General features: G+C 39.0%; 17 protein-coding genes. 5 read left to right on the top strand and 12 right to left on the bottom strand.

What is annotated here, in order from left to right; all coding sequences use genetic code 11:
* The first annotated feature begins 186 nt into the window (after nucleotides 1-186).
* Together LVD16_RS07955 and LVD16_RS07950 are read left to right on the top strand one after the other, a co-directional pair.
* Nucleotides 187-756, top strand: a complete 570-nt coding sequence (locus LVD16_RS07955; RefSeq protein WP_233773395.1) for a hypothetical protein — start codon at nucleotides 187-189, stop codon at nucleotides 754-756.
* A 421-nt stretch (nucleotides 757-1,177) separates the two neighbouring features.
* Nucleotides 1,178-1,963, top strand: coding sequence for a LolA-like protein (locus LVD16_RS07950; protein WP_233773394.1), 786 nt, complete (start codon nucleotides 1,178-1,180; stop codon nucleotides 1,961-1,963).
* Nucleotides 1,964-1,971: 8 nt separating this feature from the next.
* Here the strand turns inward: LVD16_RS07950 and LVD16_RS07945 are convergent, their stop codons facing one another.
* Nucleotides 1,972-2,646: an energy transducer TonB gene (locus LVD16_RS07945; RefSeq protein ID WP_233773393.1), complete on the bottom strand. Its 675-nt coding sequence runs from the start codon at nucleotides 2,644-2,646 to the stop codon at nucleotides 1,972-1,974.
* 1,113 nt (nucleotides 2,647-3,759) lie between these two features.
* The gene (locus tag LVD16_RS07940; RefSeq protein ID WP_233773392.1) at nucleotides 3,760-4,500 is read right to left on the bottom strand and encodes a hypothetical protein; all 741 of its coding nucleotides are present in this window, start codon (nucleotides 4,498-4,500) and stop codon (nucleotides 3,760-3,762) included.
* A 244-nt stretch (nucleotides 4,501-4,744) separates the two neighbouring features.
* On the opposite strand from LVD16_RS07940, the gene LVD16_RS07935 reads away from it, so the two are divergent.
* Both LVD16_RS07935 and LVD16_RS07930 read left to right on the top strand, forming a co-directional pair.
* Entirely contained in the window at nucleotides 4,745-4,978 is a 234-nt protein-coding gene (locus tag LVD16_RS07935) for a hypothetical protein (RefSeq protein WP_233773391.1), read from the top strand.
* Nucleotides 4,979-4,997: 19 nt separating this feature from the next.
* Entirely contained in the window at nucleotides 4,998-6,473 is a 1,476-nt protein-coding gene (locus LVD16_RS07930; protein ID WP_233773390.1) for an MbnB/TglH/ChrH family RiPP precursor modification enzyme, read from the top strand.
* Between the two features lie 60 nt (nucleotides 6,474-6,533).
* Here LVD16_RS07930 and LVD16_RS07925 read toward each other — a convergent pair whose 3' ends face one another.
* The 10 genes from LVD16_RS07925 to LVD16_RS07880 all read right to left on the bottom strand — a co-directional run bounded on the left by LVD16_RS07925 (nucleotide 6,534) and on the right by LVD16_RS07880 (nucleotide 19,237).
* Nucleotides 6,534-7,907 carry a hypothetical protein gene (locus LVD16_RS07925; protein WP_233773389.1) on the bottom strand — a complete coding sequence of 458 codons (1,374 nt, stop codon included), beginning with the start codon at nucleotides 7,905-7,907 and terminating at the stop codon, nucleotides 6,534-6,536.
* A gap of 92 nt (nucleotides 7,908-7,999) precedes the next feature.
* Entirely contained in the window at nucleotides 8,000-8,416 is a 417-nt protein-coding gene (locus LVD16_RS07920) for a hypothetical protein (RefSeq protein ID WP_233773388.1), read from the bottom strand.
* Between the two features lie 22 nt (nucleotides 8,417-8,438).
* Nucleotides 8,439-8,981 carry a hypothetical protein gene (locus tag LVD16_RS07915; protein WP_233773387.1) on the bottom strand — a complete coding sequence of 181 codons (543 nt, stop codon included), beginning with the start codon at nucleotides 8,979-8,981 and terminating at the stop codon, nucleotides 8,439-8,441.
* Nucleotides 8,982-9,064: 83 nt separating this feature from the next.
* On the bottom strand, nucleotides 9,065-9,283 hold the full coding sequence (locus LVD16_RS07910; RefSeq protein WP_233773386.1) for a hypothetical protein: 219 nt from the start codon (nucleotides 9,281-9,283) through the stop codon (nucleotides 9,065-9,067).
* Between the two features lie 2 nt (nucleotides 9,284-9,285).
* Entirely contained in the window at nucleotides 9,286-9,858 is a 573-nt protein-coding gene (locus LVD16_RS07905) for a hypothetical protein (protein WP_233773385.1), read from the bottom strand.
* A 345-nt stretch (nucleotides 9,859-10,203) separates the two neighbouring features.
* Entirely contained in the window at nucleotides 10,204-15,105 is a 4,902-nt protein-coding gene (locus tag LVD16_RS07900) for a DNA repair ATPase (protein WP_233773384.1), read from the bottom strand.
* 173 nt (nucleotides 15,106-15,278) lie between these two features.
* On the bottom strand, nucleotides 15,279-17,447 hold the full coding sequence (locus LVD16_RS07895) for a flotillin family protein (RefSeq protein ID WP_233773383.1): 2,169 nt from the start codon (nucleotides 17,445-17,447) through the stop codon (nucleotides 15,279-15,281).
* Nucleotides 17,448-17,459: 12 nt separating this feature from the next.
* Nucleotides 17,460-18,104, bottom strand: a complete 645-nt coding sequence (locus LVD16_RS07890) for an OB-fold-containig protein (protein ID WP_233773382.1) — start codon at nucleotides 18,102-18,104, stop codon at nucleotides 17,460-17,462.
* Nucleotides 18,105-18,116: 12 nt separating this feature from the next.
* A complete protein-coding gene (locus tag LVD16_RS07885; RefSeq protein WP_233773381.1) occupies nucleotides 18,117-18,830 on the bottom strand; it encodes a PspA/IM30 family protein in 714 nt (237 codons plus the stop codon).
* 5 nt (nucleotides 18,831-18,835) lie between these two features.
* Complete coding sequence (locus LVD16_RS07880) at nucleotides 18,836-19,237, bottom strand: YbjN domain-containing protein (RefSeq protein WP_233773380.1); 402 nt, start codon at nucleotides 19,235-19,237, stop codon at nucleotides 18,836-18,838.
* 251 nt (nucleotides 19,238-19,488) lie between these two features.
* Between LVD16_RS07880 and LVD16_RS07875 the strand changes: the two genes are divergently transcribed.
* The gene (locus LVD16_RS07875; RefSeq protein ID WP_255697878.1) at nucleotides 19,489-20,250 is read left to right on the top strand and encodes an XRE family transcriptional regulator; all 762 of its coding nucleotides are present in this window, start codon (nucleotides 19,489-19,491) and stop codon (nucleotides 20,248-20,250) included.
* Nucleotides 20,251-20,266 lie beyond the last annotated feature (16 nt).

Below are 20,266 nucleotides of genomic sequence, written 5' to 3'. Positions count from 1 at the left end.
TGAGCTCGATTGCAATTATATTTTGAGCTCGGTCGCAATTATATTGCGATCGTAACCTTCAGGGCATTTGCAATGCCCTTATCATACCGGTGTAAATAGGTTCTTTATTGTTGTAGCGGCATTACAAATGCCAAGAAGATGAGGCCGCAATATAATTGCGGCCAAGCCTAAATAGTAAAAGAGAATTTGAAAACTTCAACTTCAATATCATTTCTACAATTCATAGAAGAGAAAACTGAAATTCAAGATTTTGAAAAATGGATTTATGAATCAGAATCACTAGAAGAAGAGTTACCAGAAGAAACTTATACTGAGCTAATATCCCTAGATTTTAATGATAAGTCAATTAGAAATTACGTATCTGAAATTATAACGCCAAGACTCGACTTTGGGAAAGCTCATAAACAAATCCTCATTGCTTTAATAAATGACATAATTCAAAAACGAATAGACCCAATTGATGGACTAGGTGAACTTCATTACGAATGGCTGGACTCTAAAGGATATAATTTTCTATCAAGAAATTTAATAATTTCCAATTTTGGCGAACAAGGCAAATCAATTCTTTCTAGAACTGACTATAAAGATGAATTAAGCATAGAGGAAAAGTGGCAAATTATCGAACTAGAAGATCATTCATTTATTGAAGAATTGAAAAACATCAAAAAGGAACTTGAGGACGGCAAGATCGAATTAACAGGGAAATTCAGAGAGGTTAGATTTAACGGTCGCAAATTTGAATATAAAGAAAATTAAAGTACACAACATGCTGTATATTTCATGGCTGGTTAGTGGTTTTCGAGGCTTTGGTCCTTTAAGCTCGGTCGCAACTATATTGCGAGCGCAACCTTCAGGGCATTTGTAATGCCCTTATTATGCCGTTTTAAATAGGTTCCTTATTGTTGTAATGGCATTACAAATGCGATAAAGATGAGGCCGCAATATAATTGTGACCAGTTCGGTAAAGTTCTGAGTCCATGCATTTTCCTTCGCTAGTCTGGTTGAGAAACCATACTCACTTAAAGGTTCATCCAGATTAAAACTTAAAATCCTGTTCCAAAGAGACTTATCCATACGCCAACTGATATTTTCTATTCTAAAAGGATCTTAAATCTATTAAAATCCATCTAATTTTGACAGGATATTTGATTATATTGAAAATAAAAATATTGCAATAATGTCTTCTAAAACCTTGTCAGCCTTAGCTGTTTGCATGTGCCTGAGCCTAACTTTGTCTGCTCAAAGCTCTAAACAAATCATTGATGACTACCTACTAACCATAGGCGGAAGAGAAAGTTGGGAGAAGCTGAAAACCAGGGTATGCAAGGAAGAAATGCTGCAATATTCCAGTGAAGGTCTATTTGCCACCAGCGTAACCAAACGGAATTTCATCAACTACTATGCAGCCCCTAATAATTACTTAAAGTATTGGGTGGAAGATCTGTATACCAAAGTTTATTGTGAAACTAATAACAGCGTATGGACCTACAGTGCTGATACCAAAAGGTTAACAGTTCTTTCAGACGAATTCATTGAAAAGGCCAAAGATTTTCCCAGAATCAATGCATTGAGCATTATTAATATGCCTGTAGAAAGCGAAGCTGAATCACAGGACAGCTTATACAGAATTGGGTTTAAGGATGCTCGATGGCAACGCACCATATACCTCTTCTTTGATAAGGAAACAAAGCTGGTAGTAAAACAAGAGTATCATAATACTGGTGGAGACCATCATGAATATTATTACAAAGATTACCGCGTAAAAGATGGTTTCAAAGAGCCCTATGTTATTGAAAAGTTTCAGTATGACCAATTGTTTTACGTGATACATGTAGAAGATATATCTTACAATGTGGCCATAGACTCTAAAATTTTTGAAACTCCTGATAAACATAAAAGTGAACGCGGAACGCAGACTTACACTCTGAAAAAGTCGCCCAACTTCCGGTTCACTAATGATTAACCCTTTATTTACTGTAGCCTAAATGTAATAGCCAGGCTCACCCTCTGCTTTACAGCTACCCCTCTCTGGCGTGGTGGATTCCAGGCAGGGGCATTTCGCACCACTTTCACGGCTTCCTTATCACACTCCGTATCAATTCCTTTTATGGCTTGTACCTGCGAGAGCGTGCCATCTTCGCTTACTACGAACTGCACAAAAACCTTTCCTTCTATACCCATCCGTTTGGCTCTTGAAGGGTAATAGAGGTTATCACGGATGTACTTATAAAACTCTGCATAGCCGCCCTTTGGAGTGGCCGACTCCTCTACAATCATAAATATTTCATCGGCTACCTCTTCCTCAGGAGCCTCCTCAACTATGATGTCTTCAATAATTTCATCTTCAGTAATTTCCACGTCCAGATCAATATCTATTTCCTCTTCAATTTCCTCCTCATCAGGCACTTCTATGATTTCAGGCTGCTGAATCTGAGGCGGTGGTGGCGGGGGCTGCTGTGTAGGTGGTATATTCAGAAGGTCTTCAAAGTCATCTGAGACCTGCCCTATGTCTACCATATCTCCCTGATCATAACTTTTCCACTCAAAGGCCGCCGTTACTGCGGCTAATGCAATGAGTAATCCAATGTTAAAAAAAAGACCTCGCTTCTTATTTACATCTGCCGATTTGTTCGTTTTTACTTCCATAATTTTAATTAACTAAATTTATAGTTAATAAACTAATTATTTAGTTGTTAAAATAAAAAAGAACTCAATTAGACAATCTCAAGCTGCCAGCCACAGGAAAAAGAGATGCAATCCTGATCGTCAACCCTTCGACGGGGCTCAGGGCGACTCGGTTGATGCAGTAAATCTTGCTGCTCAGTCGTGCGGCAAGAGCTGTTTGAAATGCACGTTAATCTCAAGTCCTCAGTGGCAGGGCATATCTATGAAATACTCCAGCTCTCGGAAGACCTTGCAGCAAGAAGGACTTTTTTGTTACTTTTTTGGTCGATTGCAAAAAAGTAAAGGAACCTTGGCGATGAAATGAATACCTCAGCAATAATCGCATTACAAATGCTGGACTCTACAAATCCTCGTTGAAAACAAGGAGTAGGGAGGTAGTGTCATTGGAAGAGACGGTTCGTAGATTCGTTGGTGATAACACCAACAAAGGCCTTAAGGGTGACTCGGTTGATGCAGTAAATCTTGCTGCTCAGTCGTGCGGCAAGAGCTGTTTGAAATGCAGGTTTATCTCAAGTCCTTAGTGGCAGGTCATATCTATGAAATACTCCAGCCCTCGGAAGACCTTGCAGCAAGAAAGACTTGTTTGTTACTTTTTGGTCGATTGCAAAAAAGTAAAGAAACCTTAGCGATGAAATGAATACCTCAGATGCATAAATGCAAATCTTGCTGCTCAGTCGTGTGATAAGAGTTGTTTGAAATGCAGGTTTATCTCAAGTCCTTAGTGGCAGGGCATATCTATGAAATACTCTTGCTCTCGGAAGACCTTGCAGCAAGAAAGACTTTTTTGTTACTTTTTTGGTCGATTGCAAAAAAGTAAAGAAACCTTAGCGATGAAATATAACCTTCAGCAATACTCGCATTCCAAATGCTAGACTCTACAAATCCTCGTTGAAAACAAGGATTAGGGAGGCAGTATCATTAGCAGAGACGGTTCGTGGTTTCGTTGGTGATAACACCAACAAAGGCATTGATATGTATCTACTTTACCCTCCAATTGTACACTTTGCAGGAAAGTTAAAGTAGCTTCTTCTTTAGAAGCCAAATCTCTTATTTGCTGATCAAGGTCTTTCCAATTCATAACATTTCACGCAATTGAAATACAATTTTTGATCCGTCATAGTAATTATTCACTATTTCTAAAAATCCATATTTCTTCGAATCAAAGACTATTTGTGAAGAAGTCTGGCCTAATTTCGAATGCGTATGTGTTACTTCTATCAGCCAGCAATGGTCAACATCAGGACCTCCTTTTGAATATTTTACCTCCTTTTTCACCTCATAATCAGAAATTAACTTTCCGTTCCCATCCCCATATCCGCCTAATATAAGTAACGTTTTGCTCCAGTTACCTCCAACCTTCAGTTCATTGTATTCAATACCTGGCATACCCGATAGTTCGCAATAAATATATTGATTACCTCTCGGTGGGTGAATCCAGAAAGACGTATCTGTCTCAGTATACCCTGTATTAATCTCTTTTTGTAACCATGTCCAATTGGCCCAGGCCTTCTTCTTTTCAGCCTTTAACATGTTACGGGCGATTCTCTTCCTTACTTTCTCTTGTGGATGAATAAATTTCTTAATACCTACAGTATCCGTATAATAGGTAAAATGAAGATTTTTTTGCTGGGGAAGCTTTGATTTCTCCTCCTGAAAATACCATTCCATGACTTCTTTAGTCAGCGTATCTCCTGCTGGGTTGATAAAATAAGCATCATATAAAAATTTCCTTCCACTTATTGTAGAAAGCTCTTGAGCTGAGGAATGATGGGTAATGAATAAAGAAAGAACGATAGGTAAATAATATAATTTCATTAGGTTATTGTTGATTTCCCAAAGCTACAACAAGAATAAGGCCACGACCCAAATAAAGCACAACCCACTCACTTACAGACATATCCCTTAAAACAAAAGGGAAAAACACCCTTTAATTCTCAGGCAAACTACTGTTTACTAAGGCTTACTATTCCTATAGCTTTGTACCAGATGAATTGATCAAACCATCACGCCTAAGAAACTATGCGATTAAATAGTTTCAATCAATTTAAACCATAATAAAATGAAAGATGCTATTAAAGACGTTCGTCTTACACACGGACCTACTGTAATTGACAAAACCATCAGGATTTCTGTACCAGTAAAAGTGGCTAACAACCTTGATCAGATGAATAAGATCACTGCTTCGGTGCTTAATCAGTTAGGATGCCCTGGTTGTCATTCAGGATTTGATTTGAGATTTGACATTGAGAGACAATTTGCTTTTGATGAAAAACTAAATCCAATCGGTCACTAATTGTACTAAGTCCAAGAAAATGAATATACCTGAACTAGGAATTGGGATTATTTATTTCTCTGGATTTAAAAACGTGATAGAGTCTAACGAAGATCTTATTGACCTTATAGAAATAGAACCTCAAACATTCTGGCTTAAGGGTAGAGCTTCTGAGGACTCTTACGTTTTTAATGAAGAAGAACTAAACTATCTCGAATCACTTCCACAAAACAAATTATTTCATGGTGTAGGCTTCCCTGTGGGCAGCTCTATGCCTATTGACACTAATCACATCGCTTACCTTCAGGAGATGATGCGCAGGCTTAATCCGGTATGGCTAAGCGAGCACCTTAGCTTCAACAATATCCGAATTAACAATCAAATTCATAATACCAATTTCCTACTCCCTCCCCTACAAACTATAGAAGGCATTAATGTAGCTTCTAAGACTATAAGAGAATATTCTTCTCACTTTAATCTGCCTTTTGTATTTGAAACAGGAGTAAATTATCTTTCTCCATATCCTTTTGAGCTCGAAGATGGCTCATTTATCAACGCCGTGGCTCAAGAATCTGATAGTCATATATTATTAGATATTCATAACCTGCTGGCCAACCAAAAAAATGGGAGGCAAAACATAAGGGAACTTATCAGACAAATAGATCCTGAAAGAATCATTCAAATTCATCTCGCTGGAGGCTTTGAGTATAATGGCTACTATCTGGATGCACACTCTAATGTATCTGATCATGAATTGATGGGCTTATATGATGACATAGTTCAGGAACTTCCCAACCTTAAAGCAGTAACTTTTGAAATGCTGCCTGAGTATTTAAATTTTGTTCCAGAAAAAGCCATTAGAACTCAGCTGGAAAAAATGCGATCCATATGGGATAAAAGGGGAGCCAGGAAAAAACTTAGAACAGGATTTCAACAACCTTTATCTAACGCCCAGGTCGAATACATTCCCTCAGTAAAAAACTGGGAGGCCACCCTGGGATCAATTGCTTTAGAAAAGCAGGCTCAGGTAAATACCGACGGTCAGTTGGAAGAATTGCTATTGAAAGATGAAGGCACTAAGATCATCATTAGCCTGATTAAGAAATTTAAGAGCTCACTTATTGTTAGCTCCATGAAGCTCACATGCAGGTATATTTTATTAAAGTATGGCTTAGAAAAGCTAGAAAGTCTATTTGCAGATTTCTGGATGAGCTCACAATCGCTACTATTTGCCTCCGAAAATGGAATAGAGTTTGGCTCCTATCTGGTTAGAAAATTTGATGATCTTGAAGACGATTTAACGCTGTTAGATTTAATAGTTTACGAGCTCAATAGTCTAAAAACCCTCACAGACGGTCAGGTAAGAGAGGTTTTTATCTCATTTAACCCCGAGGATATGATAAGAAGCCTGTCTAATAAAAAAATCCCGGAAATATTGGAACAAGGCAGCTATTGCATTACTATAGAGCCCGAACTACAAGAAACTGAAAGTGTGAGTTTGGTGATGCATACTTAATATAAGATTATAGAAGAATATTCATCAGGGTTATTCTTCTATAATAATTTCATCATACTTCTAACTTCCACCACAGCCTCCGCAACCGCCACCGCAGCCACTACTTCCACAAGAACCACAACCAGTGCCACATCCAGCACCCCAATATCCGCCTCCTTTTCGAGTCCATTTTCTAGACTTCATTCTTTTGGCGGTAACTCTAATAACCAACGAACAAGCCGGAATACCAGTAAGCACATAATCCCATAAGTCATTTTCCCGTGTATTTCTTTCTGGTTGTTTATAAAGATTAACTACCGCCTTTCTTAGGATGATACTTTGTATTCTCTTCAGATATATAATGGCTATAATAATAGTGAGCAGGATGACATAAAACAAGAAGAAGACTGGTTTACCATTTTGCAGACCTATAATCAATCTCCCGATTCCAAAAAGCAAAAAGAATCCTAATACAGCCAGGTTTACACTGAAAACACGTAAAAAGAACTTACTTCTGTTAAAATACTCTTTAAAGTAGTTCATCACCTTCCCTACTGCTGTGATATTCGGCTGAAGAACTAGCAAATTAGCTAATGAAGAATAAATCATAGGTTCGTAAGATTTAACCTCCTCATAAACAGTGGTCTCCATCACATTTGATGGAGCATATTCTCCTAAATCTATGGTATACCTATCGGCCACAAGTACCCCCTTCCTTAGGCATACATCAGTGATAACATGAACTACATCCATGGTTTGTTCCTCCTTAGCGTATACCAACTCAAGCGGCGAAAGATTATTAACAAAGTTGTCATCCTTACATTCGCTAATCCTCGACTCCACCTCTTCTCTGGTATGATACCACAGAAGCATAAAGGCAAGTGCAAGTAAAGCAATATAGCCTATCAGAAATTGTGGATTACCCAAAACCAGGTAAACGGGTTTCAATAATAGCGCGAAGGGATACATTAGAACTAATATGATGGCTACGGCAATCACTGACAACGTAGATAAAGACATGGAGGATAATGTCAGACCCAAAGGCTCAAACATGTCATCATATTTCCAAATAGCATTAGGCTGACGGCCAAATTCCATTTCATACAATTCCCTGGTCCGTTTCCTCGCATGATCAAACTGTTCCTTTTGGCCCTTGATGTGCGTAGAAGGAATATGTTTTATGTCTTTACCGAGGATTTTGCAAAGCTGAGCATAAGAATCTGAAAATATTAAATGCTGATGCCAAACCACATCTATCACTTCGCTGGGAGATACCATTTCTCCAGATGTGGCCGCCAAATACATAAATTTCTTGTATTCTAAAATGGCGAGTTGTGTGAAATTTAGTGTCCAGTTATTTTCATTGGCGAGCCTTACCGAGAAACAATAGTTACCAAAAGGTGCATCAATTTGGAAATCGATTATTTCTTGCCATAACGTTTCATTTTTGATCATAGGAGCCAACTATTGATTTGATGGCTTTAATTTATAATTTTTATAAGAAAATTTCTTAAAATCATTCCGATATATGCCGTTTGCGCCAGAAGTTAAAATAAAAAGAACGGAAGCTTTAATCTCTGCATTTCCTGTCGCAAACTTTGAATATAGCCTTGGTTCACCTCTGAATATGATGTGAGGCCCTTCCTATCTGACCGACTGGAATCAGATTGATGCATAGTAAGCCAGTATTTGTTAAGGTTGAGCATACAATGTTCTGTATTGAGAAGCATGGCCACTTTATGATCCTCCGTTTTCATAGTTCTACCTTCGGTTTGTGAGGTGGCTAAAACAGAGTCGATGAAGCTATCATTGGTAGATGGCCCGTGGCTCGATAATGAACCCATAGCGTAGGCAAAAGCTAGAAAAATAGCACCAACTACAAAAGTTAACATTAGAATTTTTAGATGCTGTGGTATCTGTTCAAGTTTAAATGTTCGATGTATATTTTCTTCTGTATTAGTCATGTTAATGGTTTTAGGGTTGATTTTAAAAATATCGACGGTACCTTTCTGCTGGAGTTCTTTTCAGATAAGTCACAGAATCTACTTTTATCAGGCCGCGCTTATCGGCAGGGTGGCTAATTAAATCATAAGATCCAAAATCTGGATGTTTCGCGAATGGAAAAGAGACCTCTGCTCCATGATAGCTTACTTTAGCCAGGTTTAATTCTCTCATCTTAGACCTGAGATTTTCAACATATTCAGGTTCAACATGAGCATACTCCAGTATAGCTAAACCAGAGGCATCTATTGAATCTGATTCATAAAGAATCATCCAGTGGCCATCTAAAACTTGAATCGAATCCCTTCTATCTACTTTCAATCGCTCACCTTCAATGACGAAGCTCCTGGCATTATATCTCCTTGGTGCTAAGAATACTTTTTGCGAATATTCAAAGGCACTATCTGGCGTTACTCTGTTAACCAGGTTCATTTTAATCTCATTCTCAGGGCCTATATATAAATACTCATGGCCACTCAGATCCTTCCTCGCATCAATCAGAAATTGATACTTTCCCCTTCCTGCCATAATCTCTTTTTCAAAGACCTTTTTCTTATATTTTAATATTATAGGATGAATAAACAGATTATAAGCGGTTAGCGAAAGTCCTGCTAAACGGCTATCACTAAAAAATACCTAAATGCTTTTGTATCATAAAGCGTTCTGAACCGCTTCTTATTCAGTATCTCCTCAGCCTTTAATTCATATTTTCCATCACTTTCTTCAACACGAGGAATGTCATTACCATAGAGTTCTTTTATTTTTTCAAATGATCTTTTTGGCTTTCGCGTATATACTTCTTTACGCATGCCGAATCCCATGTATCCCATAATTAATAAAGTTTAATGCTAGTCAATAGATCCTCAAAGTCTTCTTCATCCGGACTGTTGATATTCAGCGCCCAGGTACGATTATTAGCCGTAATGAGATAATGCGTAGTGTACATGTTATAGGATTCCACCTCTAGTTTGTACTTGATTTTTACAATCTTGGCATCTTTCCAGCTGATGTATTTATCCTTTATTCTGGTGCATTTGATGTTCTGTAAAGCCCAGTTTTTCTTCACTGTTTGCGATAGTAAAATCAGATATTCGGCTGCCAATGAAGCGGTCATCGGTATATAGTCACCCTGCTGAAAGAATATCACTTTTCTGGCATCAGTACTATCTACCAGCATGGCCGTTTTATAATTGCTACTCTTCAGTTGCTCTAAAGCCTGGCTGGCTCCCTTGGCTAATTCATTCGGACTCTCTACATTATTTAATAATTCCTGGTAGGCATTAATGGTGGTGACATTATAACTAGCAGGAACATGGATAGAAGCGGCAGCAAACGGCACCTTGATACGTTTTACACCGGCAGCATGATCACCCCCCCCTAAAGCCGCACGAGGAACACAAAACACAGACAATCAATAAGATACAATAATAGGTTAGTTTAGTTTTCATGGTATTTTTGGTTTAGACAACATATTATTTAAAGCCTTCGAAGCGACTGGAACGTCACCAGTCATCCAGCTGCCAGCAGGTAATCTGGCCAATTTTATTAGGCATAGCGGTGCCATTATACTTCATGGAGTATTTTTTTAAAGTTTAAAATTTAAAATTCTAGTGAGCTGATGTAGTTCTGTTGGTGATAGCGCCAACATTCTTGATCTGGAGTTCTGTTGGTGATAAAACCAACAGAGGCCAGTGAGGTGATAATGCCAGCATAGCAGACATTATCACCAATAAGGCATTAAGCCCTTACATCACTTCTTTGTCAAAGCATCCCTGATACCATCAAGGCCTTTGGTTACTTCTTCGATCTGACTGAGCATTAGTCCCATTTGGTTGCCCATGCCGAAGCCTTTGGTACGCTGCTGTTTCATGAAAATCTCTTTAATTTCAGCCCAGCGCGCGCTTTTATCCGGGTCTAGATCTCCATTCAGCTCTTTAAATTTCAGTAAATTGGCCTCCGCACCTGTGGTTAAGGTTTGGGCTTCATTATTATAATGGCCATTTACTAAAGTGGTTAACTCATCATCATTCATCACAGAGAATACTTTCTCCGCAATTTTATTCATATCTCTATATGATCCTTGTAGCTTGAAAGCCGGCTCTGTTCTATACTCATCAGCCTGCCCTGCAGAGCGGATATATTCCAGGTTTACCCTCAAAATAACATCACGTACTTTCATGAGCTTTTGGAACACATTCATATACTCCCTCACTTCTTCAGAGGAATGGTTAGTTTCAAATTCTACACCTTCCAAAGTATCTTTTTCGGCGGCACCTACCAGTGAATACACGTCATTTAAACTCTTACCTGCCAGCTTGTTAAGCACAGGATTGGAGGTAATACAGTTTTCCAGATAGCTCAGTTTGAAGGCCGAATCAGAATCTCCAATGATATCTCCCAGGTTATAAACATCGGCCCTGTTAGAAAGCATATCAGGAATACGGAACTTCTCACCACTTTCGGTATAAGGGTTTCCGGCCATCACTACACTCACCTTTTTACCTCTGAAATCATAGGTTTTACTCTTGCCTTTGTACACCCCTTCGATCTTACGCTGAGCGTCACAAAGAGAGATGAACTTCTGTAAAAATTCAGGGTTACAGTGCTGAATATCATCGAGATAGATCATCACATTATCTCCCATTTCAAAGGCAAGGTTAAGCTTGTGAAGCTCTTCTCTTGCCGCAGCATTAGGAGCCTCTGCCGGATCTACCGATGTAACCTGATGACCAATGGCCGGTCCGTTAATCTTCATGAAAATCACTCCCAGTCGGTTAGCGATGTATTCCATCAACGTGGTTTTACCATATCCCGGAGGAGATATCAGTAATAGCATCCCCATCAGGTCAGTACGTTTGCTCTCGCCTGCTTCACCTATCTGCTTGGCCAGGTTAGCACCAATCAAAGGCAGATACACCTCATTGATCAGCTTATTACGAACAAAAGAAGACATAACCCTGGGCTTAAATTCACCGAGACGTAATTCATCGGTAAAATCAGATACCAGTTCCTTCTTCAAAGCATTGAATGCTTTATATGCAGGAACTGTAGTATTTTCAAAAGTCTCCAGCTTCAGCAAAAACTGATTAAAGTTCATGTGATACTTGCCGTCTTCTACTACACCATGACTTCCCTGTAATCCAGCTATTTCTTCCACCAAAGGAATGTTAACTACCCTTGGCTGAGCCTTATCTTCCATAAGAATGAGAGCCGTTTCTGATAGAAACTGAAGATCATCCACACTTCCGTTGGACTCGGCATACGCCTGAACCCACTTTCTTATCAACTGATACTGATCCTCATCAGCCTTTAGCTTCTTCACCGAATCCTCAAACTTTTTAGTCACTTTCTTATCTTTCAAATAATGAAGGAAGTTTTCTGAAAGAGTGATGGCATCGCCTGACTTTAAAAAGTCATTGTTATCCTTTATTTCAAAGAAAAGATATTGGGCCGCTTTACTGCTTTGATCCGTTTTAAAAACGCCAGTCAGTTTAGCTTCAATGTCTTTACTGATCTCTTCAATAACCTGAGCATATTCCTGCAGGTTTGGAAATACATCTATGATTATACCAAGGCCTTTGATTCTATTATCAAGCAACTGCTTATATTCCTGATCCACAGCGTATTGCCAGTAATATTCTGCCATAGCTCTGGTTTCGGAAGCATATGTAAGCAAACCACCAGATTGATAGAAGGTAAGCAAAGAGCCTAGCAAAAGCGTAGCATCCTGATCATGCACACCCTTCATGTAGCCCTCATTATACCGAAGCCCCATAAACTGTTGCACATAGTTTAATAACTGATCAGGAGTAAGCTTATAAAGCTCATCTAAAGTTTTATGCACCTCTTCTCCATTGGCCTTTTTCTCACCTGCTTTTAATATTTTATAAGCCAGGTATTCAGACCTGTAGAGTTTATCATTTTCAGAAATTACCGCCTGGTTCCATACAGGACGGCTAGCATTGATCTGCTCATTTTTAATCTCCTCATATAGGTTAGTTCCGGTAAGGTGAAAAAACAGGCTTTCGTCTCTCGGCACTACCGTCACTTCTAGTGACTGGGTATTTACAGAGAACTTATACTTACCAAACTTGATGATATCTTCTCCAGACTCAAAAAGCTCAGTTTTATCTCTAAGCTGACGGATAGCATCTTCCTTTAGAGCCTTTAACTTACTTTGGACATCATCAGCCTTTACAGAATCGCCTATTTCCTTGAGCTCTGCCACAATGTTTCGTAGCTTCTCTATCATCATATCTGATGAGAAATAGCCATTAATCTCGGCAGCAGTAGCCATTCTTTCGGTTCTACTTTGAGCGGCACTTAATATCCTGTTAGCAGATTGCTGCAGTGAATTAGCCCTTTTGTTTCTGGACTCCACCAAAGCCACCTTTTTCGACTCAAAGGCATTATAAATATCTTCTCTTTTCTCAGATATTTTCTCCACAAAGTCATCAAACTCCGCAAACTTACCTTCCAGTTCTTCCAGCTGCACCATGAGCTTGGCCAGGTACTCATCACATTTTTTAGGCGTATCAGAGAGGTCGAGATAGTTAGTCACTCCCTGCTCCAGCAGTTTGATCTGAGCATTGAACTCAGCCTTACCTTCCACCAGCATGAGATCTCTACGCTTCTTCTTTAAAGCGGCTCTGTTTTTATTAAGAATAGAAAACAAAGCCGATATATTATCTATGATCTGGGTGGTTTGAGTAGCATCAGAAATTTTTAGGTTACTCACTATATCAATAAGCATCTCCAAATCATGAGCTATCTGGTCAATTTTCTTTTCCAGCTCATCGATATCGATCACCTTATTCACCTCCTCAATTTCCTTCTCCAGTCCCTGAACCTTACTTTCGTATTCGTTCAGAGCATCATCGCGAAGCAAGAAGCGTACGCAACTGTCGGCATACTTAAGATTGGTTTCTTTAAGCAGCCCTTCGTATTTCTCAATTCTTGCTTCATCAGCATAGCGAAGAGATTTCAATGATTCAGTCTCTCCTCTCAGTTCTCTAAGCGCATTTAGGTTATTGACGAATTTCTCAAGATTCGGCTGCGTTTCACGACTGATCTTTTTCGTCATGTCATCCACTCGGCTGAGCACATCATTGACCTGATCAGCCGTGTTTTTTCGGATGCTCACCACTTTTTCGTACTCATCAATAGCTGATGAGGCCGTCTGGCGGATCGCCTTAAGTGGCTCCAGCGCCTTAAAAGCCTCCTCTTTTCCCAGCCAGTGGTAAGTATCAATGATATCAGTAGACTGTTTCTGAAGATCTGAATACAAATTCGAATAGCTCTCACCTTTCTCTACCAGCGTAATCAGCTCATTACACTCGGCCATAGCTCTTACGATTTCCTTATTACCAATTTTGAATAAATAAGAGTCGTTATTGGCTTCAGCCTGAAAATCAGGACCGGTAAAGGGTGTTTGCCAGATTTTGGTTGCATGGTGCTTTTTCGGCTCATTATCAGCATTAAAAAAGCACATTTCACCATTATCAAAAATAGAATAGCCATGGCAAATAATAGGATTCTCTACTTTCTGCTGTATGATATTGTAAGGCAATAGCAAATAAGTACCATGAAGGCGATTGTAAAACACATACAGGTAATCTTCGCCGTTCGGAGAAGGTATGGTTTTCTCATAAATCATGTCCTTCAGGTTATTATCAAACACCTTATAATCACCACTTTGCAGGTAATAACCATTAGAGAAAATAATGCCCTGATCATCTGGCAACAGAATACAGGCATCAGCTATGGCTTTGATATTTCGCGCTTCATTCAGCTTGCTATTGAAAACGATGTAGCGATAATCTTTCTCTTGATAAGGCCTTATTTTTAAAAGAATAAGGTTTCCAAGTATAGCATACATGATTTCGGCATCATCCAGCGTTTGATCAGGATTTTCTACATCTTCATGATATATTCCCTTACCAGAATCTGTATTATCCTCCACCTTGATGGTAAGATCACCGCCTACGGTCTCTACAAACACCTTGTCTTCTATAGAAACATGCGGATATTTACCCTCACGATGGTAATCTCTGGTAGTTCTTTTCCATTGAAACGCATGCTGTGCAGGGAAAGAAAACTCATGCTCACTACGATTATCCAGATAAGTAAGCTTTTCCCCTTCTACCAGCCATTTAAAGGCCTTGATGTCAGTTACAGCTTTTCCTATGCGGAAGATCATATAAAGATGTGGGCCGATAAGAGCGAACTTTACAAACTGAGTATCTTTATAATACTTGTATAACTTTTGAAAGTCGGTTCTAAACTGCTCATCATCGATCATAGCCATATCTTTGGCAGGAAAAGCATGATCTTTATATTCATGAATACTAAAAACGTCTGATAGCTCTACCTGAGTTTTGAGTCCTAAATGAACATTAAAGCCGAACAGAAAGCTGTTGCCGATGGGCACCATATCCCACGGGATACAATTATGCTCCGTAGTAATGCGCTCGGTAGCAATCAGCTTAGTCTCTAATGAACCAAAAACTTGCTTCCTGGCCTCATTAAGCTTTTTCAAAACCTGTGACAGCTCTTTGGTATTCCCCTCCAATCGGTTCTTCAAAACCTCATAGGTACCGCCTTCCAATGTCACTTGAGATGGGTTAGTATTTTCTGTCTGTTCCTGAGACATAGTTAGTAGTTAGTATTGAGAATCTAGTATTGAGTATTGAGAAACTAGTATTGAGTATTTGGAGTACTTGGTGGTCTAAGAAAACACCCAGAGCGAGGCTTGCGCAGTACCGAAAAACGGAATATTATGGCGCAAGCTCAACACGGAAATTGGTGTTTTCTCAGAGACTATACTTAAATCAATCCCAGTGAGCGGGGAGTCTCGTTATCAAGACCGGCTGATTTAGCCACGCTCATCATTTGTCTAAGGCTATTCTTGATACCTTCATCCTCAGCGCTACCCATCATTTTGAATAATAAGGCCGATACGGTGATGTTTTTCACATCTTCTGAGGTAAGGTTAAAGCTCTTCAATAGCTGACCTACATTTTCCTTGAAAGAATTACCTCCATCAGTACTTAAAAAGGCCGCTTTTATATCAGTAGCTACTTCGCTGCCATTGATAAAGGCATCTAAAGATTTTCCTTTAGCTACAGATCCTGCTATCTGGTTGAAGAACATGCTTTCTCCACCAATGATATCAATCTTAGCTGATTTCATGGCTTCACCAAGTACTTGAGCCTGAGCCTCAGCAATATACTTGCTCACATCTATTTGAGCTAATTCTATGGCTCTGTCTTTCTCTAGTCTTAACTTGAACTCTTCGTGCTCCATTCCTGCACCATCCAGAGCTTTCATAGCAGCTGCTTTTTGTTTGATACCTTCTGCATCGGCTTTGAATTTCTCAGCCATTACTTTAGCTTCTGCCATTCCTTTCTTCTCATCAGCCACTGCTTGTACTTCGGTTACTTCAGCATTAGCAGTTCCTTTTTCACGGGCCACTTTAGCTGCCACAAAGCCAAGCTTCTCATCTGCCTCAGATTGGGCGAAAGCCTTCAATCTTATGCCTTTAGCTTCAGCATCTGCCTTCATTTCTATTACAGCTGCATCAGACTCACCCTCTTTCTCTTTGGCTTCGGCCTTGGCTGTCATCACCTGAGCCTCAGACATACCTATGGCTGCCTTCTGTGCGGCTTCAGCATCTGCTAATGTTTTGATAGCTTCAGCTTTATGATTAGCTGCTGCCTTCTCAGCTTCAGCATCAATCAACGCCTTTTTAGCTAATGAATCCGCTGCTTGTCTGGCTGCTTCCGCTGCCTTAATTTCTTGCACTAAAGCCTCTTCAGCCTTTTGCTCGGCAACCGTGATGGCCACCATTTTATTTCTATCAGCTTCCGCCTGAGCTCGAGTATCTTTTATTTTCTCCTCTTCTACTACAGTAGCTTTTTCCACTGTAACACGCTCACGGATAACCTCTTGTATATTTCTACGCTCTACTTCAAGCGACTTTTCTTTATCAATACGAGCTAACTCTACTACTCTTTCTCTTTCAGTAGCTTCTAACGCTCTGGCCTGCTCTACTCTTTCAGATTCTACAGCATCAGTTTTCTCTTTATTCTTCTGAGCCACAACTATCTGTCTTAGCTTGTTCTCTTCAGCTACACCAATTTCTTCTTCAGTAGCTATGCGAGCCTGAGCAGCTTTCATTTCATTTTCCTGACGAACCTTCTCGATTTCAGCTGCCTCTCTAGATCTAATATTTTCAATCTCTCTGCGCTGCTGCTCTTCTTTCTCAGTTTGCTGTTTCTCTAACTCAAGAATAGTTTCTCTAGCTTCAACATCCTGCTTTTTAATAGTCTTTTCCTTTTCTCTTTCAATCAGGTTTGACTTGATTTTTTCAGATGCAGTGAGTTCAATAATCTTCTTAATACCTTGAGCATCTAATATATTTTGCTCATTAAGGTCAAGTATTGAGGTTTGCTCTACGTAGTCAATGGCACAGTCATCAAGTACATATCCATTAAGGTCAGTACCTATCTCATCCAAAATTCTTTCCTTAAAAGCAGCCCTGGAGTTATACAGCTCTACAAAGTCGAAGTGCTTACCTACCGTTTTTAAAGCTTCTGAAAACTTAGCATCAAAAAGCATTTCTAACTGATCAATGTCCGAAGCACGCTTACAGCCAATGCTTTGCGCTACGTGAATTACATCTTCAGTGGTTTTATTTACACGAATGAAGAAGCTCACCTTTATATCAGCCCTCATGTTATCCTTACAGATAAGTCCGTCTTTACCTAACCTGGAAATGGTAAGACTTTTGAGAGTGATATCCATTATTTCAAGCTTGTGAAATATTGGGATGATAAACATACCGGAAAAATCTACTTTAACTTTTCCCGCACCAGTTTTAATAAGCGCTTCTCCCTGAATCGCCTTTTTGTACATTTTCATGAAGGCTCCTAGGCCAAGTAGCACAAAGAATGCTATGACACCTACGCCAATGAGAATAGTGGATGATAACATATTAGTAATTGATTATTTAAAAGGTTCTATGATATAAAGATTCAAATTCTGGTTGTACTCCAAAACAAGTCCGGTTTCACCCTTCTTCATTTCAGCATCGCTTACAGTCCTCACACTTAAAATATGCGGAGCTCCTTCTGTTTTCACTTGCGCTTGCCCTGTTTTAGTTTCAGAAGCAGTAATAGTGATTTCACAAATTTTTCCTATTACAAAATCATTTTGACGGTCACTCTGCATCTGATCAAATAACTTCACGAACGGATACGTGAGAAATTTTGAGACAAACAGGCTTACTATTAAAGCACCCAAGAGCACAAGGAGTCCTAGCAAAAATGAGGAATTACCTAGTATGTGATTGACGTTGATACATATTATCCAAGCAGGTATAATCCAGAATGACAGGAATAGCATGAAAGGAATTTTACCTAGATTGAAAAAGACCAGTATTGAATTCAGTCCTATCATTGAACCTCCTTCCACATCTACATCGGGATCGATATCCACATCTACGTCTGCATCAAGATCTACATCGATGTTAATCACATCAATATCAAATAATCCAATTAAAACAGTTATCCAATAAACCAACATAAAGACAGCCAAAGCGGTGATCAGTATGTTTGCAGGATTAACTGCTACATCAAGTAATTCACCCATTTTAATTCAATTTTATTCTTCTTTTTTAATTCCTATTTTTTCTTTCAGCTTAGCCAATTCTTCACTGGTGCTAGAGCTACTGGTTTCCGCCAGTTTCCTATCTATTTCTTCATCAATGCTTTTGCTCTCATTGGCGATTTCACCATAAGACTCCGCCAAAGCTTCCTCTTGAGCCACTTTATCGCGCATTCTTTCCAGCATAGATACTGTACTTGTAGAGTCAATTTGGGCCATCTGCTTATTGATGTTTTTAGTGGCAGTACTCACTTTAACTCTAGCCTTCAGGGTCTTCAATTCATTTTCCCATTTCGCAATGGTACTTCTCAATCTTTTGACATTGCTCTCTAATTTAGCAACAGAATCGTCGTATTGCTCTTGCTCGCCCATAGCTCTTGACACATGTTTTAGATTTTCTTCTTTTTGCACCAAAGCCTCTGAAGCCAATCTATCTGCCTCTGAAGACTCGATATCTCCCTTCTCTGCTCGTTGTAATAGCATGATTGCTTTTTGCTCATAATCCTGAGCTTTATTTTTATAAGTGCTTACATCACTCTTAGATCTGATAGCCATAGCCTTCACCTGAGCCAGAGCATTCAAAGCCTTATCTAGGTCTTCTTTCATATCTCTGATCCCTTGTTCGGTTAACTTTATAGGATCTTCTAATTTATCTACAGCAGCATGGGCTTCTGACTGCCCTATCTTAAATAATCTACCAAATATGTTCATTACTTTTAATTTTTAGTTTTTGATAATTCAATCAACTCATTTGAGAATTCGCTAAGCAAGAGACCTAATGAGTTAAAAACAGCCTCCAGTTCGTTAGAATCAAGATTTTCAAGTTCTAATGTGTCCCTGAAAATTACTTTCTTTCCGCTTTCATCTAAAACAAAGGCGCCATGAATGATGTCTCTGTTTTTCTGCAAAAGCCGGACGTATGTGCTGGCTGAAGTATCCTTCACTTCAAAAATGAATTGCTCCAAGATTAAGATCGGATCCGCGCATCCCAGCACCATGTTACTGATTCCTGACCGCTCATCACTCACCACAAAAACACAGTCGTTTTCGCTAGCATAAGTAATTTCATAATCAAGTTCAGTAAGGAGTTCTTTTACTTTAATAAAATGTTGAGTCATTGAGAGTTGCATTTTTACTCGGAAAAAATCAAAAGCGGTTCAAATTATATAAAATAATTAAACCAGCCATATCAATTCTTACAAATTATTAGGGCGGAATGTCATTAATGTGTTTCATAGTTCAATAATAATAATTTTTTTCTAATTTCAATAGCAATGCTCATTTTTTGAGCAATTAATTATTTAGATATACGTTAGCATTTTTGAAAAGGTTATACGATTTTTGAAAAATATTTTAGCTTAATGAGATTATGTCGTTCATAGGAAAGAATATAAAGAAGATACGAGCTGTCAAAAAAATGAGCCAATCAGACTTTGCTCAGCTTTTTAATTTGGCTCGCCCCAGCGTTGGCGCGTACGAAGAAGGACGAACGGAGCCTAAGATTGAGACGCTTATACAAATAGCTCGTCATTTTGAGATCTCCATAGATACACTTCTCACCAAAGAGCTCACTATTAATGAGCTATACAAGTTTGATATATTCAAAAAGGAATTCTCAAAAGAAGACCTGGAGACACCCACTGATAAAGATGATGTAAGGGAGCAAACCCCTTTAGTAACTCTGGAAAAGCAGCTGGATTATATTGTGAACCATCACAATAAAGATTTTGTAAATAATCTTCCTGTAATCCATTTTCCATTTACTAAAGATAAAAAATCAAGGGCCTTTCAAATCAGCGGAAATGAAATGACGGTAGAGAATCAAGGCCTCCACCACAAAGACATTCTGCTTTGCCTTCCTGCACAATTTGAAGATCTGGAAAAAGGAAACTTATACATTATAGTCGCGAAATCAGGCATCTATGCCCGCAGATTTTCTAAGTCAGGCAAAACATTCCTTTTCAAGGCAGACAATCCTGCTTTTGATCCTGTGGAACTACAAAAGAAGGATATCATTGAAATTTGGCAAGCCGATGCCATATTTAGCACTAACCTGGACTCACCTTCAAGATTAGAAGAGCGTGTAAATCTCTTAGAAACACAGATGAAGAAACTCCTTCAAAACCTTTAATAAAAGTATAGCACCA

The sequence above is a fragment of the Fulvivirga ligni genome, from assembly GCF_021389935.1.
In the GTDB taxonomy this organism is placed as follows: domain Bacteria; phylum Bacteroidota; class Bacteroidia; order Cytophagales; family Cyclobacteriaceae; genus Fulvivirga; species Fulvivirga ligni.
The sequence above is the reverse complement of the archived record's forward strand: the minus strand, read 5'-3'. Positions and strand labels throughout refer to the sequence as shown.